This is a genomic window from Olivibacter sp. XZL3 (genome assembly GCF_004368405.1).
Classification (GTDB): domain Bacteria; phylum Bacteroidota; class Bacteroidia; order Sphingobacteriales; family Sphingobacteriaceae; genus Olivibacter.
The window spans coordinates 18,048-37,639 of record NZ_SBJH01000056.1; the positions used below are offsets into that span (position 1 = coordinate 18,048).

14 protein-coding genes and 1 riboswitch are annotated in these 19,592 nt (G+C 44.8%); of the genes, 9 read left to right on the forward strand and 5 right to left on the reverse strand.

Annotated elements, in window-relative coordinates:
- The first annotated feature begins 212 nt into the window (after positions 1–212).
- The 4 genes from EPX21_RS11935 (at position 213) to EPX21_RS11950 (ending at position 6,803) form a co-directional block, all read left to right on the forward strand.
- Positions 213–1,904 carry a sodium/solute symporter gene (locus EPX21_RS11935; RefSeq protein ID WP_134089924.1) on the forward strand — a complete coding sequence of 564 codons (1,692 nt, stop codon included), beginning with the start codon at positions 213–215 and terminating at the stop codon, positions 1,902–1,904.
- Between the two features lie 415 nt (positions 1,905–2,319).
- Positions 2,320–3,567 carry a sorbosone dehydrogenase family protein gene (locus EPX21_RS11940; RefSeq protein ID WP_134089925.1) on the forward strand — a complete coding sequence of 416 codons (1,248 nt, stop codon included), beginning with the start codon at positions 2,320–2,322 and terminating at the stop codon, positions 3,565–3,567.
- 195 nt (positions 3,568–3,762) lie between these two features.
- Complete coding sequence (locus EPX21_RS11945) at positions 3,763–5,403, forward strand: hypothetical protein (protein WP_134089926.1); 1,641 nt, start codon at positions 3,763–3,765, stop codon at positions 5,401–5,403.
- Positions 5,404–5,540: 137 nt separating this feature from the next.
- Positions 5,541–6,803, forward strand: coding sequence for a DUF2264 domain-containing protein (locus tag EPX21_RS11950; protein WP_134089927.1), 1,263 nt, complete (start codon positions 5,541–5,543; stop codon positions 6,801–6,803).
- Between the two features lie 280 nt (positions 6,804–7,083).
- Here EPX21_RS11950 and EPX21_RS11955 read toward each other — a convergent pair whose 3' ends face one another.
- Entirely contained in the window at positions 7,084–7,737 is a 654-nt protein-coding gene (locus EPX21_RS11955) for an NAD(P)-dependent oxidoreductase (protein ID WP_134089928.1), read from the reverse strand.
- A 33-nt stretch (positions 7,738–7,770) separates the two neighbouring features.
- Entirely contained in the window at positions 7,771–7,896 is a 126-nt protein-coding gene (locus EPX21_RS23280; RefSeq protein WP_255502137.1) for a hypothetical protein, read from the reverse strand.
- A gap of 151 nt (positions 7,897–8,047) precedes the next feature.
- Between EPX21_RS23280 and EPX21_RS11960 the strand changes: the two genes are divergently transcribed.
- Positions 8,048–8,824: a DUF4197 domain-containing protein gene (locus tag EPX21_RS11960; RefSeq protein ID WP_134089929.1), complete on the forward strand. Its 777-nt coding sequence runs from the start codon at positions 8,048–8,050 to the stop codon at positions 8,822–8,824.
- A 25-nt stretch (positions 8,825–8,849) separates the two neighbouring features.
- On the opposite strand, the gene EPX21_RS11965 is transcribed toward EPX21_RS11960, so the two are convergent.
- Positions 8,850–9,893 (reverse strand): AraC family transcriptional regulator, encoded by a 1,044-nt coding sequence (locus tag EPX21_RS11965; RefSeq protein ID WP_134089930.1) that lies wholly within the window; start codon positions 9,891–9,893, stop codon positions 8,850–8,852.
- A 151-nt stretch (positions 9,894–10,044) separates the two neighbouring features.
- Between EPX21_RS11965 and EPX21_RS11970 the strand changes: the two genes are divergently transcribed.
- From EPX21_RS11970 to EPX21_RS11985, 4 genes are all read left to right on the forward strand, one after another.
- Positions 10,045–12,540, forward strand: a complete 2,496-nt coding sequence (locus tag EPX21_RS11970) for a TonB-dependent receptor (protein WP_166670742.1) — start codon at positions 10,045–10,047, stop codon at positions 12,538–12,540.
- A 114-nt stretch (positions 12,541–12,654) separates the two neighbouring features.
- Positions 12,655–13,902: a DUF4374 domain-containing protein gene (locus EPX21_RS11975; RefSeq protein WP_134089932.1), complete on the forward strand. Its 1,248-nt coding sequence runs from the start codon at positions 12,655–12,657 to the stop codon at positions 13,900–13,902.
- Between the two features lie 16 nt (positions 13,903–13,918).
- Positions 13,919–14,863 carry a siderophore ABC transporter substrate-binding protein gene (locus EPX21_RS11980; protein WP_134089933.1) on the forward strand — a complete coding sequence of 315 codons (945 nt, stop codon included), beginning with the start codon at positions 13,919–13,921 and terminating at the stop codon, positions 14,861–14,863.
- Between the two features lie 113 nt (positions 14,864–14,976).
- Positions 14,977–15,762 carry an alpha/beta hydrolase gene (locus EPX21_RS11985; RefSeq protein WP_166670743.1) on the forward strand — a complete coding sequence of 262 codons (786 nt, stop codon included), beginning with the start codon at positions 14,977–14,979 and terminating at the stop codon, positions 15,760–15,762.
- A 67-nt stretch (positions 15,763–15,829) separates the two neighbouring features.
- Here EPX21_RS11985 and EPX21_RS11990 read toward each other — a convergent pair whose 3' ends face one another.
- The gene (locus tag EPX21_RS11990; protein WP_134089935.1) at positions 15,830–17,113 is read right to left on the reverse strand and encodes a voltage-gated chloride channel family protein; all 1,284 of its coding nucleotides are present in this window, start codon (positions 17,111–17,113) and stop codon (positions 15,830–15,832) included.
- A 73-nt stretch (positions 17,114–17,186) separates the two neighbouring features.
- A riboswitch (Fluoride riboswitch) is annotated at positions 17,187–17,251 on the reverse strand.
- A gap of 35 nt (positions 17,252–17,286) precedes the next feature.
- On the reverse strand, positions 17,287–19,566 hold the full coding sequence (locus EPX21_RS11995; protein WP_134089936.1) for a GH92 family glycosyl hydrolase: 2,280 nt from the start codon (positions 19,564–19,566) through the stop codon (positions 17,287–17,289).
- Positions 19,567–19,592 lie beyond the last annotated feature (26 nt).

The window sequence follows — 19,592 nt, forward strand, 5'->3', positions numbered from 1 at the left end:
TATATAAAAAGTCTACTAATATACTATACTTTATTTTAAAAAAAAATAATAGTGGCTTTTAATGTGTTTTAGTTGAGATAGCGAGTCTTCGGTGAATTAAGCTATCGTTATGGCGTGCAACATTTATCATGAAGGCGTCTTTGTAATATCAATCCAATTTCTCTATGTTTGCTCGCAACAAAGTTAACGTATCCAAATATTTAACGCTGTCCATGCCGAATCAACTCATTTTTTGGGACTATCTCGTATTTGCTCTTTACTTGGTGATTATCGTCTCCTACGGATATTGGATTTATAAAAGAAAGGAAAGAACAGAAGTAAATAGCACGAAAAACTTTTTCTTAGCGGAAGGTTCGCTCACCTGGTGGGCTATCGGCGCTTCCATTATTGCCTCCAACATTTCGGCAGAGCAATTTATTGGTATGAGTGGCGATGGCTTTTTTGCCGGGATCGCGGTGGCCATATATGAATGGCTAGGGGCGGCGGTATTGATACTTGTGGCTATTTTTCTAATGCCTGTTTATATCAAAAACAGGATTTACACCATGCCTCAGTTTTTGACAATGCGCTACAACGAGCAGGTAGCTTTGATCATGTCCATTTTTTGGCTTTTCCTCTATGTGTTTGTTAACCTCACGTCCATTTTATATTTGGGCGCCTTGGCTATAAACGGCCTTTTGGGAGGCGCTTACTTTCATGAGATTATGTTAGTGTTGGCCTTATTTGCCATTTTTATAACGTTGGGAGGAATGAAGGTGATCGGCTATACCGACGCGATTCAGGTAGCGGTATTGATTATTGGAGGCTTAGCGACAACCTACATGGCTTTAACCATTGTAAGTCAAAACTTCGGTTTGGGTAAAGACGCGCTGGCCGGATTTAATGTGCTGTTGAAAGAGGCTCCTGATCACTTTCACTTAATGTTTAAGAAACCGACAGCCGCGGCTCCACAAGAATATGTAGATAAATACCTCATTCTTCCTGCTTTTGGTATGTATGCTGCAGGTCAGTGGATTAGTAATCTGAACTATTGGGGTTGCAATCAATATATCACACAACGGGCCTTGGGGGCGGACTTGAAGACGGCCAGAACGGGTATTTTATTCGCCAGTTTATTGAAGATTTTAATGCCGGTTATCGTGATGCTGCCCGGAATCATTGCTTATGTGTTATATAAAAATGGCATGCTTCCCGCTATGACAGGTCAGCATAAGGATGCGGCCTATGCTTCTATCCTCACATTTCTGCCTGCTGGACTAAAAGGTCTAGCCGTTGCTGCATTGACGGCTGCTATTGTTGCCTCCTTGGCGGGGAAGGCAAACAGCATATCTACCATATTTACAATGGACGTGTACAAAAAGTATTTAGATAAAGAGGCAGATGAAGCGAAAATGGTAAAAACAGGTCGCATTACCGTCGTTATTGCCATGCTTTTAAGTATCGCCTTCACCTGGAACGACTTGTTGGGTATCAGCGGCGAGGGCGGCTATACTTTTGTGCAGAAGTACTCTAGTTTTATAAGTCCGGGTGTACTGGCCACGTTTCTACTGGGAATGTTTTGGAAACGTACCAGCGGGACCGCGGCGGTGGTAGGCATACTAACAGGCTTTGCCGCTTCTATTTTCTTCAATCAACTAGCGGTGTCATTGCTGGGACCTGAAACTTGGCTATATTCCGCCTTTAGAAATTCGGATGGCATTTATGAAATACCCTTCTTTATATGTTTAGGCTGGTCGTTTTTAACGACGGTGCTCATCATGGTAGGTGTAAGTTTACTCGGACCAAGAATAAGTCCGAAGGCGTTTGAACTAGACAAAACCATGTTTAAGTTGGAACCGTCTACTGTTATTTTAAGTATTACGATTATTTTATTGCTATCGGTCATTTACGCTAGATTTTGGTAAATACATGCATGTCTCAATGAGGCACTTTTGTCATGTGCAATTTAGGAGGAACCACCGATTTTAAACCGAATGAGCGGTTTATGAAAGTTTAACATAGTTCCTCAATCTACAGCGTTGGGTGGAGATAGGTTAGTTTATCCAATCTGGCTTTTTTGATTGTGATCCGAACTTTTAGGATAAAGCGCGTTGATGACTCTTTTCTCTGAAGAGATCGGCTGACAAAATTGACGAAGAGCCGTTTTTTGATTAGTGGTCTCTAACCTGTGAAAAAATAACCAGAGGAGACAATAATCGAGATTTTGCAACACAAAAGATACAAAGTGCTTAAGCATCGATTGCTGGATATTTTTAGATTTACATTCGTAGACCTAAATAGTTAGGTGTCGGATTAAAACTAAAATAAACAGCTAAAACAATGGTTGAAAACCTAGCAAAAATGGCGGGTGCATTGGCATTCGCCGGTATGTGTGTTGCCTGTTCGTCTTCAGTGAAGAATGAACCCAAACAGGCAGATCTTAAATTAGAACCGGGCTTTTCCGCTACGATTATTGCCGATTCTTTAGGGGCGGCGCGCCACCTTACAGTCAGTCAACATGGGGACGTATATGTCAAGTTGAATGGATTAAAAGACGGGAAGGGGATTTATTGTTTGTCTGACACCGATGGAGATGGCGTCATCGACAAAACGACAGCTTTTGGAAATTATACCGGTACAGGTATTTTGATGGATGAAAACTACTTGTATGCGTCTTCCAATACCACCGTATACCGATACAAATTGGACGAACATCAGCAAGTGATCGATGCGGACCATCCGGAAGTAGTGGTGGACGGTTTGGTTGCGCGCGCCATTGACGGTGCGAAGCCATTGGTGATCGATAAGGAACGAAATTTATACGTTGCGGTTGCCTCTTATTCAGATGCCTGCGCAGACGAAACTAAAGATGGTAAATCTTGTCCGCTATTGGACTCTGTCGCCGGGATATGGCAATTTAAAGCGGATAAGCTAGGGCAAGGCTATAGCGATGGAGAGCGGTATGCAACGGGATTAAAGGGTGTCATGGGCTTTGCATGGAATGATGTGTCCAACTCGTTATACGCGCTACAACATGGTAGAGGCAATTTTCACGAAAAATTCCCTCTATATTTCGATGCAAGCTATTCAGCGACCTATCCTGCAGAAACATTATACGAGTTATCGAAAGGGGCTGATGCGGGTTGGCCTTATATCTACTATGATCATGTCCAGCATAAAAAATTGCAAGCGCCGGAATTTGGCGGAGATGGTAAAAAAGAGGGAGATAATAAATACCTGGAACCGGCTTTGGCCTTTCCAGCTCACCTTGGCCCCAATGCAATGCTTTTTTACACGGGCGATATGTTTCCCGAGAAATATAAGAATGGCGCTTTTGTAGCTTTTCATAATCAATCTCCGGAACTACATAAAGGTTTCTGCGTAGCGTTTGTGCCTTTTAAAGACGGTAAACCTAGCGGAGATTGGGAGATATTCGCAGATGGCTTTGCTGGTATAGATCTGGAAAATCCAAGTGGCCCGAGCCAGCATAAACCCTGCGGATTGGCCCAGGGCCCAGATGGTACCTTATATGTGAGCGATGATCTTCAAGGAACGATCTACAAAATTGCGTACAGCCCTCAGAGCTAATGCGTTTTTTGTCAAACGGCATCGGCCTTCTGTCAAGGGACGGGAGCCCGATGCCGATCGAATTTATTTCAAACTGCACGGCTTCAATCTGGGTAGATAGTCATTTTTTCACTATTCAGTATACTGTTTGATATACAATTCAAGTCGCCGTAAACTAGAACTTGTTTTTTTTCGTAGTAGTTCGAAAAGGGCGTAATGCAGAAGACTAGCAGGAAAAGAGTAATAGCCATAGCAAGAGAAAGTATTGAAGTTTATCGAAACAAGAAACGACTCATTTTATTATTGATAGGTGTGTTTATTGGAGGCGGAGTGATTTATACCTTTCTTACAAGCCATACATTCTATAAGAATGGTCGAGAAGTACCGCAATTCACAACAAGTAAAAGTGCTTTGTTACTGTTGGAAGATAGCCTTTCGGCGACAAACAGTCTGCTTTTGCAATTAAACCGGACAATTGATCGGCAAATGCAGACAGAGAAAAAGACGGTAGGCCTTCCGCAGGAGTCACCGGTAAATCTAATTTCTAACACGAATAAACGGCTTATTATTAAAAAAATTGAGGCCATTTTAAGATACCTAAAGACACCACTCAATCAGTTTAATCAATTGCCAGCCTACTTTATCAATAATGCTGCATTGGAGCAACAAATACGGTCGTATAACGATGAGCTGGCTAATCTTCAGAAAACCTATAGGGAAAAATCGCCCTATGATGTGTCTTATTTTAAACCACTTGAGCGTTTACGCGACGACCTCATCGCTAAGTTGGAGAGCGAAAAAAAGGGGCTTCTTAAAGCAAATAAAAAGCGGCAACCTAAACGGGCTCGTGTGGAGCAACCGTCAGAAAAGCTTCTTGCCATGCTCAATAAGCGCGATTCCATTGTTGAAACCTATTCTGGTCAGCTGGAGCGTTATCAAAAGAAACTTAGTCAAACGCAAGTAAACGATTTGATGGATTCGTTGGCTACCCCCCAGGTCCAAAGGGCTGAATTTAGCGCGTTCAACCGTGTTTTCCTTCAAGGAAACGTGTATAAGCCCTTATTAAACACGTTCCTGCTGATCCTGCTCTTAGGAATGATACCATTTTTTGTCATCTTCTTTAGAAAGTATAAATCTCCTTTTATTGAACGTTTTGAAGATCTCGAAATGCTCGATCCGGCAAAAAACAGTCAGGTAGAACTCAATAAAAATGTGAACAGGGAGCTTATTGCCTTTAATTATGAACAGTTGATAAAAGCGGTAGGCCATTTAGCGGCAGATGGGCACAGTTTGCTTACCTGCTATTCGGCAGGAGCAGATAGCGAACAATCTGCGATAAGCCTGCAGCTTGGATCATTGCTGGCTAAATTAGGCAATGATGTGCTCCATATCGATTTCTGCGATCAATTGGACTGCTCAAATTTAAGAGGCGCATACGCATACGATTTGGTGGAATTTATCAACAACGCAGAACGCATAAAAAGCGATCTTCTTCACGCCGCAAAGAAGCAGCCGCATAGTGAAATTATAGTGAAGCTTGTTAAAGCCTTTCGAGATGAGCCGGGCCCTCGGACCGCTGAATTTAGCGACTACTGGACTTTACAACATTTTTTCGCGAAAGCGGAGTTGAAAGCAATGCTTGCAACATTTAAGGAATATTTCGCGTATGTAATCATAAGCACCCCTGACTTTTTAACGCTCGACTCTTCTTTGTTGGTGGTTCCCTTTGAAGATATGAACATTCATATCTTTAAAGCGGGTGCAACAACCCGAAAATCGGCGAATTTATTGTGTAAACTGAATGGAAGTGAACCGACTCCTATTATTAATGTCATCGATTTTTCTAAACAAGGCTAGTGTCGCCTTTGATTGGATTTAGCCCGCTTTGATTGCTTACATTCGTTTTAGTTTTCGTCTCACGGGCTATTGTTAATTTCGCGATGATATTAAGTGGTAATTCTATATTTTTGGGAGATAACCACATAAAAGCCAACATGAAGAGAAGAAGCCTTTTAAAAGGAATGTACCTATTCGGATTAGCGGGTGTTTGCAGCCCCTCGGCCTTACTTGCCAATGCCGAAGTTCAAGAAGCACCTGTCTTAAGGGATGCTATTGCCGACCGCACCTACTGGGTATCTTTATTGGATAAGATTGCCAGTCCGGTACTCAGCAATATGAGTAAAGGCCTCTTGCGTAAAAATATGGACATGCAAGTAAGTCCCGTATGGGATAATCGTGATGTAGGCGTAGGCTATCTGGAGGCTTTAGGCCGTTTGGCCGTAGGGATGGCGCCGTGGCTAGCCTTGGTGGAGGTCTCTGGCGAGGAGCGGCTAATTCAATCCCGATTAAAGAAGCAACTGCAGGAGGCGATTGCTCAGGGGGTCGACCCAAGGAGCGCCGACTATCTCAGTTGGAGCAGCGGTTCGCAGCCACTGGTAGATGCGGCATTCTTAGCGCAAGCCTTAATAAAAGCGCCCAAGGTCTTGTGGGATCCTTTAAGTGCAACCACGAAGAAGCAATTAATCCATGAGTTTAAAGAGCTTCGGCGCGTAAAGCCGTTTGAAAGTAATTGGTTGCTTTTTGCGGCTATGTTAGAGACTTTCTTGTTGAGTGTCGGAGAAAAAGTTGCTGAAGAAAGAATTGACTACGCTTTAGAGAAAATCGAGGAATGGTATAAAGGAGACGGCTGGTATAGCGATGGAGCCGTTTTCAGTTTCGACTACTACAATAGTTTTGTGATACAGCCCATGCTGGTTGATGTTTTACGGGTAAACGTAGCTCATGGACGCCGCGAGCCGATGGAATTGAGTCGAGCTTATAAACGGATGCAGCGTTACGCCGAATTTATGGAGCGCATGATTTCACCGGAAGGGACGTATCCGATCTTCGGTAGATCCGCCACGTATCGTACCGCTATTTTTCAGCCCTTAGCCCAGCTGGCCCTGGAAGATGGTTTGCCTGAATGGATTAAGCCGGCACAAGTTAGAAGCGCTATAACTGCCGTAAAGAAACGCGTTTTTATTCCGCAAAGCTTTACGAAAGAGGGTTGGCTAACGCTCGGAATTATCGGTGATCAACAAACCGGTTTGGCAGATAGCTACAGCAACACGGGGAGTATGTATCTAACATCTTTGTCGTTTTTACCCTTAGGTTTGCCCGAAACGCATCCGTTCTGGTCTGCGCCCTTTGAAGCGTGGACGATGTTGAAGGCTTGGAAAGGTGAACCGTTTAGGAAGGACTATCATGTCGACTATTAAAGCCTCAGAACCACTGTTAAATTGTTTTAGCAGATGTTAAAATATGTTAAAACATCAAAAAAAGTTTGGCAAAGAACGTTTTCGAATGTATCTTTGTGTCATCATAATTTAGGTTTATAATTGGTTAGTAAAGGTCTTCAATCTCCCCGGTTGGAGACCTTTCGTTTTTGGTGCAATGCGTGAATTTTAGGGATTATTTTAATCAATACCGCTGGATTACGAGCCAGCCCCTTAGCAAATTTGATCAGATCCCTATTGCAAAGCATTTTTTAGTAATGACCTAATAAGCTACGGTAAAGCGCTGTTTACTGTGTTTCGGATGTAGTGCCTCATCCACAATAGCGACTGCCAGATCGTCCACAGTTATCCAGCTTCTTCCGTTTTCATCGGCAACCGGGTGATCCGTGCCGACTCGATACAGCCCTTTGCGTTCTCTGGGCAGTCCTTGGTGCATTTCGGGTGCAGGACTTAAAAAGACCCAATCGATCTCTTTTTCTTCTTTAAGAATGTTCAGGTAGTCGCGAGCGGCAGTAGCACCTGGTTTCCAGTCGGCAGGGAATTCGGGCGTGTCGACAAGCTGTAAACCTTCTGCAACATATAAGCTACCGGCACCACCTATTACCAAGAGTCTTTTTACACCAGCCTTTTTGACGCCTTCCTGAATGGCTTTGGATCCGGCTAAGAAATCGGTATATAAATTGGGATTCGTCCAGTCGGCGTTATAGGCACTGATGATTAGGTCAAAGCCCTGAATGGCTTTTACAAATGTTTCAGTATCTAAAACGTCTACTTCTACCTTATGTAACTTTTCGTTTTGAAGGGTTAATTTAGTCGGATTTCTGACCAAGGCGGTTACTTCGACACCGCGTAATAATAACTCTTGTAAAACAGCTCCGCCTACAAATCCTGTGGCGCCAATTAATGCAATTTTCATGTAATGATGTCCTTTTTTAGTTCATGTTATCAGCTATTTTCCTGCCCGTTGCCCGCTTTTTAGCGTTAATGCGCCCGAGCCTTGCACGATGTTCTTCCCCCGGAAATTTCCCATCGTATTTCCCATTTGACGTTCGATCTGTTTTGCTTGGAAAGACACAGGCAATATATTAAAAATTTTAGTGCTACACGAGATGCGGTATAGCCTTAAGGTCAGCCTATTGTAACAAAAAATAGATGTCAGAGGCTTTCATAAGAGGAGATCTTTCTTATATTAGACCATTATTTTTAAATACATATACATTTTGATAATGAAGAAAATTGGCAAAATCTTATCAGTTATTATAGGCTGTTTATTTATCTCGTCAACTTTACAGGCTCAGAGCCTCTTTGATAAAGTAAAGAAGGCGGTCGACCAACATAAGGGTACAGACAGTGCTACAACGGGCAAGACGGACAGTAACCGCGCTGTTGAAAGTTTAAGTACCACCGATGTTTCAGGAGCGTTGAAGCAAGCTCTCCATATCGGGGTAGAAGAAGGAATTAAGAAGTTAGGGGCGGAAGACGGGTTCTATCAGAATAGCTTGGTGAAAATTTTATTGCCGGAGAAATTGCAGAAAGTCGAGTCTACATTGCGTATGATGGGATTAGGAAGTTTGGCAGATCAAGGCATTAAACTACTAAATCGGGCGGCCGAGGATGCGGTGACCGAAGGCGTGCCGATATTTGCTAATGCCATTACGTCGATGTCTTTTGATGACGCCAAAAACATCTTGTTGGGAGCCGATACGGCAGCGACAAGCTATTTGAAAAATAAAACTGCCGCTCAATTATATCAGGCCTTTGAACCTAAAGTCGAAAACTCGCTGGGAAAGGTGGGTGCAGATAAGGTATGGAACCAAATTATTACCAAATATAATAGTATCACCAGACAGAACATAACGCCAGACCTGAATCAATACGTTACCGAGGAGACGGTGGGAGGCGTTTTTAAAATGGTGGCCGAGAAGGAGAAGGGTGTTCGCGACAATGCGGCATTCCGAAGTACGGCTTTACTGCAAAAGGTGTTCGGCGCCTTGGATAAATAAGGGTACCGCTATTTTTAAGGTCAATTTAGTAGAGGCAATCCAGCCAAGACGAGCAGAACACGAACAGAAGTGATGTCGACTGTGAGACCTTCTTGATCGCTTGTTTCGGCGTGTGTCCAAAGTGTTTTTTGTAGGTGCTGATGAAATGGGAAACGCTTAGGTAACCAAGCTGAGTCGACATTTCACTGACGGAATAGTTTTCGTGGAGCATTTTTTCCGCCTTTTGCATGCGCAGTTGAATCACGAAGGCGTAGATCGTAGTCCCATATTGGGCCTTAAAGCCCTGCTTTAATTTCAGTTCATTACGCGAAAACATCCTGGATAATTGTTTAATCGTTGGCGGATTGTCAAAATGGGCTACTAAATAAGCCTTTATTTTCTCCAGCGTGTCGTATAATTCATCATCCCGAACCTTGTCGTGACCAATTCGCGTATGTTGAACATGGGATAAAAACAGAAGCTCCTTTAGTTTTAATTCCGTAAAATAGCGCCTATGGATGCCTTGGAAATTGTTGCGTAATAATTCCTGTAAAACTTGTAGGATAGGTAAACTGATGGCGCAGGTTTGATCCGGTGCGGTATGGGCGGTTCCGTTTAAAATGTCCTGTATGAAGGCGTCGTGCTTTGCCCAAGCTTCATGGGCTACAAGCTGTGTAAAAAAATCAACCGAAAGGTATAAGGCGATGTAGTTAACTTCATTTCCTCCCCGCATGTCGAAACTACGTTCGTAACGTTGAAAATAATTTCTGCGCATAATGCCAATATCTAAATCGCAGGCCAGCTTTTGCCTCGACTCATGCATGCGCGATTTACCGTTAAGGAAAAAACTTAGCTGTATATGATCCCCTTTTACTAAGAAACGGTCCGTTACTTTTTCCTTTATTAGGAAATGGGTCTTTAAGAGTAGGAATCCGGAAGCATGGAGCATGCTGGACTGTACCACGACATGTTCGCCCATGGCATCTTCTTGTTCTTCGGTAAGGACAGGCTCATTCTGTACATACTGATCTTTGAGCAACAGGTCGCAAACAGTTTTACCTGCTTCGACTAATTTAGATTGAATATACATAATTCCTTTTACGCTATTTTTAATCCTTTTTCCGTTATCGACACTGTGGGTCGACTACTAACTTTGCGAAGTTATTTAAAACAAGTCTAAATACCAATTGATCGGTAAAAAAGATTAGGAAAGGATGACTTGTACAACACAACCGGATCAAATGTCAAAAATTTACGTGAAAAGATTTCTATTTTATACCTCGTTTTTTCTATTCTTTCTTCCATTAGCGCATGCACAAAGGCCAGGGGCATTATTAGCAGGTAAAGTGACTGATAAAAACGGCGAAGCGATCGCCCAAGCGGCCATTTATATTAAAAGTACAAAATTTAATACGGTCTCCGCAGCAGATGGTTCTTACGAATTGCATCTACATCCCGGAGATTACGAAATTACCTGCTCGGCCTTGGGATTCAAGGCACAATCAATAAAAATACATATCGGAAAAGGAGGGAGACAAAATTTATCGTTCACATTGAAGCCGGATGAGCGCATGGCGTTGAATGAGGTGGAGGTTGTCGGGAAATCGGCCATACAAGAGATCCGAGAGACTCCTTTTAATGTCGTTGCACTAGATGCGAAGTCCCAGTACAACTCGACATTAGACCTTGGGCATTTGTTGGATAGGGCCTCGGGTGTGAAAATACGCGAGTCGGGGGGCGTGGGATCGGACATGAACATCACGCTCAATGGCTTCACGGGCCGAAATATCCGTATATTTATCGATGGCGTGCCGATGCAGGGAATGGGGTCTGCTTTCCAGCTCAATAATATCCCGGTCAATATCGCTGAACGCATTGAAGTATATAAAGGCGTGGTACCGATCGAATTTGGAGCAGATGCCTTGGGCGGAGTGATTAATATCGTTACCAACCGGACGACCAATACGACCTTGGACGCTTCTTATTCATACGGCTCATTCAATACGCATAAGACCAATCTAAGCCTAAATCATACTTTCAAGTCGGGCGTATCGTTACAGGTCAACGCTTTCCAGAATTATTCAGATAACGACTACAAGGTAAAGACGGCCTATAGGGTGTTCAGCACCTTAACCCCAGGTCAGACAGATCCAAACGACCCTTGGCAGAATGGGTCTACTTGGTCTACCGATTCCGGCTGGTTCCGTCGCTTCCATGATACTTACCGCAATGAGACCCTCATGGCTCGAGTGGGTATCGTAGGCAAGAGCTGGGCCGATAGGCTTATGCTGGGTATGACCCTGGGGCAGGTACACCAAGATATACAGCATGGCTCGCAGATGCGCTATGTGTACGGAGAGCGTAAGGCCTGGTCAAAATCAGTCTTGCCCTCTTTCGTCTACGACAAGCGTAACCTGATTGTGGACGGCCTGAGCGTGCGCGTCACCGGTAACTATAACTATGAAAGGGCGGGAACGGTGGATACTTCTATGTATAGGTATAGTTGGACAGGTGAGCGTATGGCCCTTACAGACCTCCGAGGCCAGAGTAATTCGTACGGGGAGGCCAGCTTTGGGCTTACCGAATTTAATAACAAGAATGCTTCGGCTACTGCCAACATAGGCTACCGTATTAGCCAAAGCCACTCCATTGCGTTCAACAATGTAGTTACCGATTTCAGGCGAGATCCCGACTTGGCCACCATCGCTGCGGCCCGATTTCCCGATCAGCCTACTGCGGCCGACAGCATGGCGCGACATAGTGTTTCCAACGTGATGGGGCTGGAATATAGATACACCTACAAAAGGAAATGGAATACCAATATATTTGCCAAGCATTACCTCAACAGTGTGGTCGGCCCTAATGAAATGACGGATTCAGATGGATCTACCGTTACGTATCGGCATACCCAAAATGCCAGCCAGCTGGGCTACGGGATAGCCTCTACTTATTTCTTACGGGATTTGCAGCTTAAGGCTTCTGTTGAGAAAGCCTATCGTCTGCCCAACGACCGCGAGCTCTTTGGCGACGAGGTGCTTGAGGAAGGCAATCCTGCCCTGCGCCCGGAACAGTCCGACAACTACAACATCGGATTTACGTTGAATAAGGAATTGAACAGCGACTATGTGCTCTACGTAGACTGGTCGGGGTACTATCGCAATACGCGTGATTTCATACAGACCGTGCTTGGTATGCAGGGCGATCAGCTCAACGGCAATGCCGTCTACCGCCGGCAGAACCACGGGCGGGTGACGCGATTGGGTACCGATGTAGAGGCCCGCGTGTATTACAAGAACCTCCTTACGCTGGGTGGCACGCTCACTTATATGAACATACGGGATAAGTCGCTTTTTGCCAACGCCACGGGCAACTCACCAAATCTCAACTATGGTTACCGCATGCCCAACTTGCCCTACTTCTTCTATACGATAGATGCATCCTACTACTTCCATGACCTGTTCAGAAAAGGAAATACCCTGAACCTCAACTATGCCTTCAACTTTGTCGAGCAAATGTATCTCAATTCCTATTCCTTAGGATCGGCCGATAGTAGGGCCACCATACCCCAGCAGCGCTACAGCGACTTTACTGCTACTTATATCATGCAAAATGGCAAGTACAACATCAGCTTTGAGGCGCGCAACATTGAGAATGCCATGCTGTATGACAATTTTAGTCTGCAAAAGCCTGGAAGGCGCTTTGCGGTGATGTTAAGATACTTTTTTATTAAAAGATAATATCAATATAGTACTGAGTTAATGATGCATTGACGTATAACCATCCCAATCGGGAGGCAAGCTTTTGAATTTTTACTTTTTACTTAACAATAGTTTATAAAAATTAATTTAGATATGAAAAATCAATTTATCAAGAAATCGTGGATTATCGCGCTTGCCCTCTTTGCAGCGGTTGGTTGTAGCAAAAATGATAACCCTAGCCCGGAGGAGGTGGAACCCAACCCTGAAGCAAGCCTCGAAGGGCAATTCCTAGTAGCCACAGGTTCAGGAGATGCTACATACCTGCTTCCCACAGCAGCACTGGATGATGCAAATGCATCCATTTCGCCCGTTGGCGTTGGCCTTGAGTTCAACAATACGTTTACACAGTATATTCCCTCAGGCTATAATGGTTTCGTGGCCTTGAGATATGGACAGGGTAATGCACACATCGGGCAACGCTTCACAATCAATTCGACTGGGGCAGCGGCGCTGGTTGGTGCCCAGTTTGAGTTGCAGAACGGCTTTGTAACCGCTGGCCTGGTGGGCGACATGACCTATACCCTAATGAGTGGCAATAGGTCTTCCGATCCCACACTTGCTACGCTGAATAGGGTTCCATTGTCTGACGGCACCCCGCAGTTTGCCTTTCTCCCTACAAATTCATTTGTCGGCTATGAGGGCAAGAATGCTGCTCTTTTAGGCATAGTCGATGCAGGAGATGGCAGCTCTTTCTATACGAGTCTGCATTTCTGGGAAGATACGGATATCGATGATGTGGCAGTTGCCAAAATCAATGCCACTAGCCTACAGGTTGAAGCAGTCTACTCGGATTCCCGTCTTTCGGTATCGGGGGGCTTTTATCGCTCCGCTCGCTATTCACAGATCGGCGGGGCTGATAATGGCGATATATACGTATTCTCCGGCAACAATTACGGCACAAAAAAAGCTGGGGCACTCGTCATAAAAAGTGGTGCATCTGGATTTGACCAAGATTACTTCTGGGACTTGGAGACAGCTTCAGGGGGCTATCGCTTCCGTAAGGTATGGCACGTGGAAGACGATATCTTTTTGGTGGAATTTTATAATGATATTGTAGATGCAGGTGCCTCGGCAAGCGGTAGTGCCACCCAATATGCATTATTGGATATGTCCGATAAGAAATTCTCTTGGATAAGTGGGTTACCCGATAAAAGCAACATTGCCGAATCAGGCGTGAAATGGCCTTATGTATTTAATGATAAAATTTACATTGGCGTAGCCACTACACTCGAAGATCCGCGCTTCTACGTGGTGGATCCTGAGAGCGCAGCAGCGACAAAGGGATTATTGGTCAATGGCGTCACATCAATCGAATCAGCGACTTTCGTAGAGAAGAAATAGCTGCAAATGAGAAGAAATGAACATCGTTAAACCTATATTAAAAGCAGCGAGCCTATGGCTGGTTGCTTTTTTTTCCTTGCAGCAAGCTTCAATCGCTCAAGAGACCATCTTGATAAAGCATAGTCGCGGCGAAACCGCTGTTCCGAAAGACCCACAAAGGGTCGTCATTATGGACTTTAGTGCCTTGGAAACTTACCACGAGCTGGGTATTCCGGTAGCAGGCGTACCGAATACCGTTCCGGCTTACCTGGGTGAATATAACGACGCTAAATATATCAAGGTAGGGTCGGTGGTCAAAGCTGATTTCGACGCTTTGGAGCAACTGAAACCTGATCTGATTATCACAGGCGGCCGTCAAGGTAAACAATACGATTCGCTGGCAATGGTTGCTCCCACCATTATCTTCGGTTCGGATGCCGACGATTTCTGGACATCTTTTGATTATAGCGTACGTACGATCGCTGCGTTGCATGGCAAAGAAAAGCTTGCTGAAAAAAAACTGGCAGCCTTACATAAAAAGGCAGAATTGGTGAAAACAAAAGCAGAAGCTGATCCCAAAAAAGCCGTAGTGGCTATGCATATGAACGGACGCTTCAACCCAAGCGGTCCGAATTCCCGCTTCGGCTTTGCCCACGATGTTTTGGGTTTGAAACCCGCCTATATTCCAAGACCGGCGGATGCAGGCGCGCCAGAAGAAGGTCAAAAGCGCCCACAGGCGCCGAAGTTGGCGGAAATCAATCCGGATTACCTGTTTATCTTTGACCGTAATACGGGTATTCAGGGCCTTATGCCAAAGGAAACTGATATATTTACTGCTGACGTCAAAGCTACCGAGGCCTACAAAAACGGAAAGGCATTTATCGTGCCCGGTTGGGTATGGTACCTGTCGGGTAACGGTCTGATCTCGGTGGATCAGAAGATCACGGATATCGGGGAAAAATTGTACGGGATTAAGTTCTGACATAGTATGAAAAGCCACATTATTGTAACGACCAAGACTATCGAGCAAACACAATGCATTTAAATTTGTTGAGGCTGAGGTATATATTAAGCGCACTGCTAGTACTTTTGATCATGGGGAATTTACAGGCAGAAGAAAACGATAGTTTACTGGTCATTGGCGCAAAGAACCGGCTCTTCTCTAAGATCTTAGAAGAGGAGCGTGTTCTTTGGATTCATTTGCCAGCAGCTTATCATGACACTAACGAGCGTTATCCTGTAATCTATGTATTTGATGCGGAGCTGAACTTTACGTCGACTGTTGGGGTGCAGACCGCGTTAAACCGCGGTCGACGCAGCCACATGCCTGAGGCAATTATCGTAGGTATTGAAAATACAGATCGAACACGAGACCTTACGCCTACACCGGCCATCAGCGAAAAAGGGCAGGCGACCTTGGAAAATAGCGGCGGGGGAGAACGCTTTGCTGCTTTCTTGGAAAAGGAGCTGCTGCCAATGATAGACAGTCGGTTCAGGACTTCCGACAGGCGCATATTGATTGGACATTCCTTTGGTGGACTGACTGCCATAAATATCTTTCTCAAACATACACGGCTTTTTTCCGATTATTTGGCCATCGATCCAAGTTTATGGTGGGATGACTCCAAATTATTAAAGGAAGCCAGCGAGCTGCTTCAACAGACCAAACTTAATAACATCCGACTGTTCATTGCCAGTGCCGGCATGGAAAAAAATGTGAATCCAACACATGAAAAGGTGTTGTCGCTGCCGGATATGTTAAGAACTGTAGAGCAGCCCACCTTACGTTGGCACTATAGGCGCTTTGACGAAGAAAACCATGGAAGTGTAGTACTGCCGGCGCTGTTTTATGGTTTGCGGTTTCTTTACCAAGACAATTAATTATACTTAAAAGTCGCTTTAAGCTGCACTGGTAAGACTGCTCTGCTGAAACACATTCTTCTTATTTTTAATCCTGAATCTTTTTAATGCCGATTTTCTGTGCGGCATAAATGCCTGTATGTCCACTAAAAAAATAGGCTGTATAACACGCAATAGCGAAATAGAGCAGGTATTCCCCGCCAAACAATTCAACGCCCATAATGGTACAGGCTAGCGGTGTATTCGTAGCTCCCGCAAACACGGCAATAAAACCCAAAGCGGCAAAGAGACTGACTGGCGCATCTAGCAGTATCGATAGGGTATTTCCTAAGGTGGCGCCGATATAAAACAACGGGGTCACCTCGCCACCCTTAAAACCGCTACTCAAGGTAATGGTGGTGTAAACAGTTTTCCAAAGCCAACTCCAGGTGTCCGCTCCCCCCGTCTGAAAGGCTGACGGGATGGTGACTGCGCCGGTATACGCCGCGTCAACCCCTAAGCTAAGGTAGTCCGGTTTGCCTAAAATGAGCGTCAATAGGATCACACTCAGTCCGCCTACAAGCGGAATCATCCACGTTTTTGAAAATGTATTCAAGAAAAAGCGCTTCATTTTATGTGCCATCTGCGCAAATAGTAGGCTCGCCAAGCCAAAAGCGATGGAAGCAATTACGACCTTAATCAGCAGTATCGGATTCAAAGAAAAGTAAGTCTCAAAATAGTTGGGCATAGTAATCGTATCGATGCGATAGGTAGTGTGATGTACTTGCCAGGCCGAAACGGTAAGGTCGCCGATAAGACTGGCAACCAAGCAGGGAAAGATTGCTTGATATTGAATACGCCCAATAGTGAGTACTTCGAGCGCGAAGATCGCACCTGTAAGGGGCGTGCCAAATACAGCACCAAAACCAGCCGCAACGCCGGCTGTCAGCAATACAGTGGTTTCTTTTTCATCCAAGCGAAACCATTTGCTAAAGGCCTGTGCAATACTTCCCCCTATCTGTACGGCCGTACCTTCCCGGCCAGCGGAACCGCCGAAAAGATGGGTGACCACCGTGCCCAGCAGTACCAAGGGCCCCATGCGTTTCGGAATCCCGCCTCCCGGTTGATGGATTTCATCGATGATCAAGTTATTGCCCCCCTCAGCGTTCTTTCCGTATAGCTTATAGACGAAGTGGATGGCCAAGCCAGCCAGTGGGAGGAAATAAAGCAGCCAAGGATGAGCAAATCGGAACTGGATGGAAAGATGAAGCATCCATAAAAACAGCGCTACCATGCTGCCTATAACAATGGAAACAGGTAAGATAAGTAAGGTCCAACGTAGTAAATTTCTGAAGATACGGACCTGTTCAAGTGAGAAAATTTTATTTATCATGATTGTGAAAAGCTAATGTCTACCATACAAAAGTGAATAGGCGACCATGTATAAAAGTACAGTACGCAAATTCCTGTTGGTAGACGCCATCAGCTTTTTAAGGCGGTTCAGTCGGAAGGCATCATTTCCGTTGAGCAAACTTAGGTAAAATACACGAGATTTAGAAAAGCATCTTATTCTTCCGTGGATAAGCTGCTAACAGAAAAAGGTCTGTCTGCTTCGTCGATCCCTTTTTCCTCATTTGGCGTTGCATCCATTTCAAGTGATAGTATACCGCCCTTATTTAAATCTGCATAAGTAATATAGTTTTTTGAATAATCCTGTCCGTTTAAGGAAGCCTTCCGTATATATACGTTATCGACACTGTTATTAGTCGCCTGAATAATAAATTCTTTGCCATTTTCTAGGCTAATGGTGATCTTATTAAAGAGCGGACTGCCCAATACGTATTGATCAGTTCCGGGACATACACTGTAGAAGCCCAACGCACTTAATACATACCAAGATGAAGTCTGTCCTTGGTCTTCATCACCGGGATAGCCGTTCTCTGTGCTGTTGTAAAGCTTACGCATAACCTCTCGGGCATGATATTGTGTTTTCCAAGGTTGGCCGGCATAGTTGTAAAGATACACCATATGCTGAATTGGCTGATTGCCGTGTGCATATTGCCCCATATCAGCCATTACCATTTCCGTCATTTCGTGGATCATACCGCCATAGGTGCCTACGTTGACGCGGTTGGGTTCGGTAAATACCGAATCCAGCTTGGAGACGAAATTATTTTCTCCACCCATCAGGTCAATTAAGCCTTTTGTATCGTGGAAGACCGACCAAACCCAGTGCCAGGCATTCCCCTCGGTAAAGGGGCCACCCCATTCGGCAGGGTCGAAATTGGCGTTCCAATTGCCATTCTTATCCCGTCCCCGCATAAAACGAGTTTGTGGGTCATATACATTTTTATAGTTAAATAGTTGGCGTTTAAAGATATCCGCATAAAATGGTTGATTGGTCATTTTTGCAAGCTGATAAGCGCAAAAATCGTCATAAGCATATTCCAAGGTTTTTGCAGTTGCTTCCCTCACTTCCGGGTAGGGCACATAGCCTAGCTGATAATATTCCTTCCAGCCGTCTCTACCATTGGCCGGCCCCCATGGGCCTTTGTTCGTCGCCTCGTGTAAATAAGCCTCCAGCGCCTTTTTAGGATCAAACGTCCGGATCCCCTTTGCCCAAGCATCCGCCAGTAAAGAAATAGCATGATTGCCAATCATACTTCCCGCTTCACTGGGGAAAGACCACGATGGTAGCCAGCCGCATTGTTCATAAGCGGCTATAAGGGCTTGCATGTACTGGCCATGCATGGTGGGATAAAGCAGTGCATTTAAAGGGAACTGTGCCCTAAAGGTGTCCCAAAAACCAGTATCCGTAAACATATGGCCTGGATATACTTTTCCGTCGTATGGACTGAAATAATAGGGTTTGCCATCCTTATCGTATTCGAGATATTGGCGGGCAAAAAGGCTAGCCCTGAAAAAGCAACTATAAAAAGTAGCTTTATCTTCTTCGCTACCGCCCTCGACTTTAATTCTTGCCAAATGTTTATTCCAAACGGTAGCTGCACGGTCTTTGGTGGCTTCGAGGTTTTTATCGATGCCTAGTTCCCGTTTCAGGTTTAGTTCGGCCTGTTCCTGGCTGATATACGAAGAAGCGACTTTGACTTGTACCGTGGAACCGGCTTTGAAAGCCAGATAGGCCCCTTTACCGTCGCCCTCGGCTTGTAGATTTTTAGGCTCTGTTGTGTTTTTTCTGTTTTCCCAAGTGCCATAATCGACGAAAGGCTGATCGAACTCTGCCACAAAGAAACTTTTGAAGCCTTCTTTGAATCCGCGACCATTATGTACATAACCGATGATTTTCCGTTCTTTAGGCAGAATTTTCACGACACTGTAGCCTGTATAGCCATCAAGGACTAAAAAAGCCTTATGCCCTTTAGGGAAAGAAAAGCGTAAATGCGCGCCTCTTTCGGTTGGCGCCATTTCCGTTTGGATGCGGTTGTTCATTTCCACACGATAATAATAGGGCTTAGCGATTTCATTTTCGTGTAAAAAGCCGGTTGCCCTTTTTTCCTCGTCTACCTGTAAACTGTCGATCGTGGGGAAAAAGGAAAATACGGCGTAGTCGTTACTCCAAGAGCTACATTGATGAGCCTGTTGGAATCCTCTGAGCGTTTTCTTGAAATACTGATATTTCCAACCATCTCCGTTTTTTCCGGTCTGCGGTGTCCAGGTATGCATACCGAAGGGTAAGGCGGTCGTCGGATAGGTGTTTCCTCGAGTTAGCTCATGCTTTGAATTGGTGCCCTGCAAGGTGTTGACATAATCGGCCAGCTGCTTTTCTGATGCAGATAATGTAAACGAAAAGCACAAAAAGATGAATGTAATTGTTTTTAGTTTCATGACGGGTTAGTTCTTTTGTTAGTTAG